General features: G+C 68.4%; 3 protein-coding genes and 1 pseudogene. All 4 read left to right on the forward strand.

The features are described from left to right. Nucleotides 1-219 (forward strand): annotated as a pseudogene (locus tag EQG76_RS29290) (SCO family protein); the annotation flags it as partial. A 65-nt stretch (nt 220-284) separates the two neighbouring features. Continuing rightward, nucleotides 285-2,087, forward strand: a complete 1,803-nt coding sequence (locus tag EQG76_RS29295; protein ID WP_159718759.1) for a multicopper oxidase family protein — start codon at nt 285-287, stop codon at nt 2,085-2,087. 217 nt (nt 2,088-2,304) lie between these two features. Beyond that, nucleotides 2,305-3,315, forward strand: a complete 1,011-nt coding sequence (locus tag EQG76_RS29300; protein ID WP_159718760.1) for a hypothetical protein — start codon at nt 2,305-2,307, stop codon at nt 3,313-3,315. 71 nt (nt 3,316-3,386) lie between these two features. Next, nucleotides 3,387-4,403: an SDR family oxidoreductase gene (locus tag EQG76_RS29305; protein ID WP_159718761.1), complete on the forward strand. Its 1,017-nt coding sequence runs from the start codon at nt 3,387-3,389 to the stop codon at nt 4,401-4,403. Nucleotides 4,404-4,434 lie beyond the last annotated feature (31 nt).

A 4,434-nucleotide genomic window follows, 5' to 3' on the forward strand; every position in this document is an offset into this window, starting at 1 on the left:
GGCTGGAAGTTCCTGACCGGCGAGCCGGACGACATCGAGCGGCTGCGCCGGGCCCTGGGCTTTGCCAGCCTGAACCCGGAATACGACCTCCAGCTCGACAACCACACCGGGATCCTGCGCTACGGCAATGACCGGCTCGGCCGCTGGGCGGCCACCGCCAGCCTCGGCAGGCCCGCCTGGATCGTCAAGGCGGTGACCTCGATCGCGGATGTCGCCTGAGCCGAACTCGTCCTCGCCGGCATTTCCGGCTGCTCTGCTCTATTTTCCGCAAGGGATATTGCTCAATGCTGACCACCACCGAGCGTGCGGCCCGACGCGCACGCGAGCTGCTGAGGGAGATCCAGGCCGAGAAGTTCAGCCGGCGTGATCTCGCCCGGCTTGGCCTGATCGCCGGGAGCGCCTTCTATTTCCGTGGTGCCTCGCTGCGCCAGGCACTGGCCGCCAGTTCGGCCAGCCCGCGCACCACGCCGTTCACGGAGCGGCTGCCGATCCCGGAGCCGGCGGAAGAAGACAACAGCTACCCCTACAACGAGGCGGACCACCAGTACTGCGCGAGCCGCTTCCCGATGAAGAAGATGTACCATCTGCGCGTGCGGGAGCGGATGCACCGGTTCACCAAGGACCTGCGCAGCCCGGTCTGGAGCTATGGGGACAATTTCGGCGGCCCGATCATCGACGCCCGCTATGGCGAGCCGTTCTGCCTGCACATCGAGAACGACCTGCCGTCCGCCGACAAGCACAAGGGCTTCGGCCATCCGGAGATCGCGCCGCACCTGCACAACTTCCACACCGCGTCGGAGAGCGACGGCGGCCCGTGGAACTGGATCCCGCCCAAGAAGAACCCCTCGGGCAAGCCGAACTTCCGCAATCACCACTACAGCATGGCGCGGGCGGGGTTCACCACCACCAAGGGCATCCCGGCGAAATGGGTCGACCCGGTCAATGGCGGCGACCTGCGCGAAACCCTGACCACCCTGTTCCTGCACGACCACCGGCCCGAGTTCACCGCGTCCAACGTCTACAAGGGCCTGGTCTGCATGGTCCGGATGTTCGACGACGACGACACCGGCGACGAGACCACCGGCTGGCAGCTGCCGAGCGGCGACTATGACGTGCCGCTGATCCTGGCCGACAAGCGCTTCGACCCGGACAGCGGCGAGCTGGTCTTCAACCAGTTCGCGCCAGACGGCTATCTCGGCGACAAGCTGACGGTGAACGGCAAGGTCCAGCCCTTCATGCCGGTCAAGCGCCGCAAGTACCGCTTCCGGATCCTGAATGGCGGGCCGTCGCGCTTCTATCGCCTGGTCCTGCGCAAGGATGGCGCCAACCAGCCTTTCCACCAGATCTCGGAGAGCGGCAACCTCTTGCCGCGGACCCGCAAGGACATCACCAGCCTCGAGCTCTGGGTGGCCGAGCGCGCCGACATCATCATCGACTTCAAGAAGTTCAAGAACGGCGACCGGGTCTATCTCTCCAACAACCTGGTAATGATGGAGGACGGCCGCGGCATCGACCGGGGCAAGTCCACCCATCCGGATTCGGCCAGCAACCAGCTCCTGGAGTTCCGGGTCCAGGGCGTGGTCGAGGACCCGAGCCGGGTGCCGAACGCGTTCCGCCCGCTGCCCTCGGTCAACCTCAACGAGGTGGTCAAGGTCCGGGAATGGGTTTTCGGCCGCCAGAACGGCATGTGGCACATCAACGGCAAGCTCTGGGACCCGGACATCGACCATGCCCCGGAGTTCCTGCTCAACCCGCCCGACAAGGTGCGCCGCAACTCGGCCGAGATCTGGCGCTTCCGCAGCACGTCCGGCGGCTGGGACCACCCCATCCACGTCCATTTCGAGGAAGGGATCATCATCTCCGAGAACGGCCGCCAGATCGCCGCGGAGAACCGCTACCGCACCGACATCTACCGCATGGGCGGCACGCGGCGGATCGACGAGATGGAAGTGTTCATGCGCTTCCGCGACTTCCCCGACCCGGACTACGCCAACAAGAGCAGCGACAATGGCCGCTACGTGATCCACTGCCACAACACGCTGCACGAGGACCACGGCATGATGGCGACCTGGAACATCGTGCCCTAGGGCGGTTCCCGATCAGGTGAAGCTGCCTGATCGGGAAGAAATCGCGCCACATTCCATGGCCGGGGCATGTTTCCCTCATCCGGATCATTTCGATCCGGACGGAACATGCTCCAGCGCCGGGGGGGCGCTGCCAGCCCCCATCCGATCATTCCTGGGACGACCCGCCTGGCACTGTCTGCCGGGCGCAAGGATACGCACGCCTTGAGGAGGGCAGATCATGCTTCGCAACCTGTTGCTCGGTGCCGCGGCTTTGGCGCTCGTGGCTGCATGGACACCGGCCAGTGCCCAGGTGGCGCTGCCCGATGTCGAGCTCGAAGGGCCGATGACGCAGGTGAGGGTCTATGCCAAACCGCGGACCGAGGCAGGGCGCTCCGTCATCGGCGAGATGAAGGTGCTGGGTGCCACGGTGAAGGTGCTGGCAAGCGCCCTAGTGCACACACCCACCGCGAGTTCCACCGATACCGCGAGCGCCACGGAGATGCTGCGCGGCTTCACCGCCCAGTCGGACCCGCTGCCCGGTCGCACCCAGGGCGGCTTCATCGGCGGTACCGGCATCGTCATCGGCGAGAGCGTGGGCGGCATCGTCTATGCCAGCGACGTGTTCAGCGACATGTTCGAGCATGTCGTGGTGGGCGAGGCGACCGGCCGGGTCGATGTGGATGGCAGCGGCGTGAAGAAGATGACCGTCAACGGCATGGCGATCGTCCGCCTGACCGACCCGCGCATGCCGGCCGGGCGGCCGACCAACGGCTTCGGGCTCCGGATCAGGCCCAACAGCATCACCCCCGGCACGCTGGTGTCCGCCGAGGGCTATTTCATCCGCGACCAGAACACCCTCTATTACCATACGCTGGAAGCCGACAGCGCCGAGCTGTTCAATACCGAGACCACCCAGGTCAGCATCATGCGCGCCGACTGCCGGGTCCGCGGCGGCGGGCGCGACGAGATCGAGGTGCGCGGCGGCGTGGTCAACCCGGCCGATGCCACCGTGCAGATCCGGATCCCGGACCCGACCCCGAACAACCCGAACCGCTTCACCGCGGTCGGCCTCGTCCAGGCGGTACCGGACAACACGGTGGACCCGCCGCAGGGCCTCTATCGCGCCGACTTCCGCAATCTGACCATCCCGGGCGGCGTCTGCCCGTCCCGGGTCCGCGCCGTGATCCTCGCCACCTCGCCGGGCGCGCTCAACCAGGCCTCCGCCACGGCGGACATGACCGGCCGCTGAGTCAGACGGAACTCCGTGTTCCGGCTGCGGTTGGTCGGGCAGGCCCCGACCTGCCGCTGTGAGGAGCACCGATGCCGACCGTTGCCGCTTCCGCTCGCCCGCCCCACGGCGTGGTCGTGGTGACGGGCGCCTCGGCGGGGGTGGGGCGGGCGGTGGCGCACCGCCTGGCCCGGGACGGCTGCCGGATCGGTCTCCTTGCGCGCGATGCGGCGGCCCTGGAGACGGTGCGCGCCGAGGTCGAGCATCTGGGCGGCCAGGGCCTGGTCCTGCCGGCGGACGTGGCCGATCCCGGTGCGGTGTACGCGGCGGCCGAGCGGGTCGAGCGGGAGCTCGGGCCCATCGACGTCTGGATCAACGACGCGATGGTCACCGTGTTCTCGCGGTTCTGGGACCTGACGCCCGACGAGTTCCGCCGGGTGACCGAGGTGACCTATCTGGGCTTCGTCCACGGCACGATGGCGGCCCTGCGCCACATGCGGCCGCGCGACCGTGGCACGATCGTGCAGGTCGGCTCGGCCCTGGCCTACCGGGGCATCCCGCTGCAGTCGGCCTATTGCGGCGCCAAGCACGCGATCCGCGGCTTCACCGACAGCCTGCGCACCGAGCTGATCCATGACGGCAGCCGCGTCCGGCTCACCACCGTGCACCTGCCGGCGGTGAATACGCCGCAGTTCGACTGGGCGCGCACCCACATGGAATGCCAGCCACGGCCGGCCGGGCAGGTCTACGAGCCGGAGGTCGCCGCGGAGGCGGTCTGCCACGCCGCCCGCCATGCCGACCGGGAATACTGGCTGGGCGGCAGCACCGACCTGGCTATCCTGGGCGACATGGCGGCGCCTGGCCTGGCCGACCGCTATCTGGCCGCCACCACGGTCGAGGGCCAGTGCCGGCCCGCACCGGCCGGGCCCGAGCGGCGGGACAATCTGTTCCAGCCGGTGCCGGGCGGCCACGCGCTACGCGGCTCGTTCAGCCAGGAAGCGAAGACCGACGCCCTGCGCCTGACCGGGTCGGGTGCCCGCCTGCTGACCGCGGCCGGTGCTTTGGGCCTGGCGGCCCTGGCGGGTTTTGCCCTGCGCGGCCGGCGCTGACCGCCAGCGTTGGATGTCATAATCTCCCTAC

The sequence above is a fragment of the Geminicoccus flavidas genome, assembly GCF_009806515.1.
Taxonomy (GTDB): Bacteria; Pseudomonadota; Alphaproteobacteria; order Geminicoccales; family Geminicoccaceae; genus Geminicoccus; species Geminicoccus flavidus.

Coding starts and splice junctions, on each gene's coding strand:
- EQG76_RS29305 (WP_159718761.1), top strand. CDS start 3,387: ATGCCGACCGTTGCCGCTTCCGCTCGCCCGCCCCACGGCGTGGTCGTG.
- EQG76_RS29295 (WP_159718759.1), top strand. CDS start 285: ATGCTGACCACCACCGAGCGTGCGGCCCGACGCGCACGCGAGCTGCTG.
- EQG76_RS29300 (WP_159718760.1), top strand. CDS start 2,305: ATGCTTCGCAACCTGTTGCTCGGTGCCGCGGCTTTGGCGCTCGTGGCT.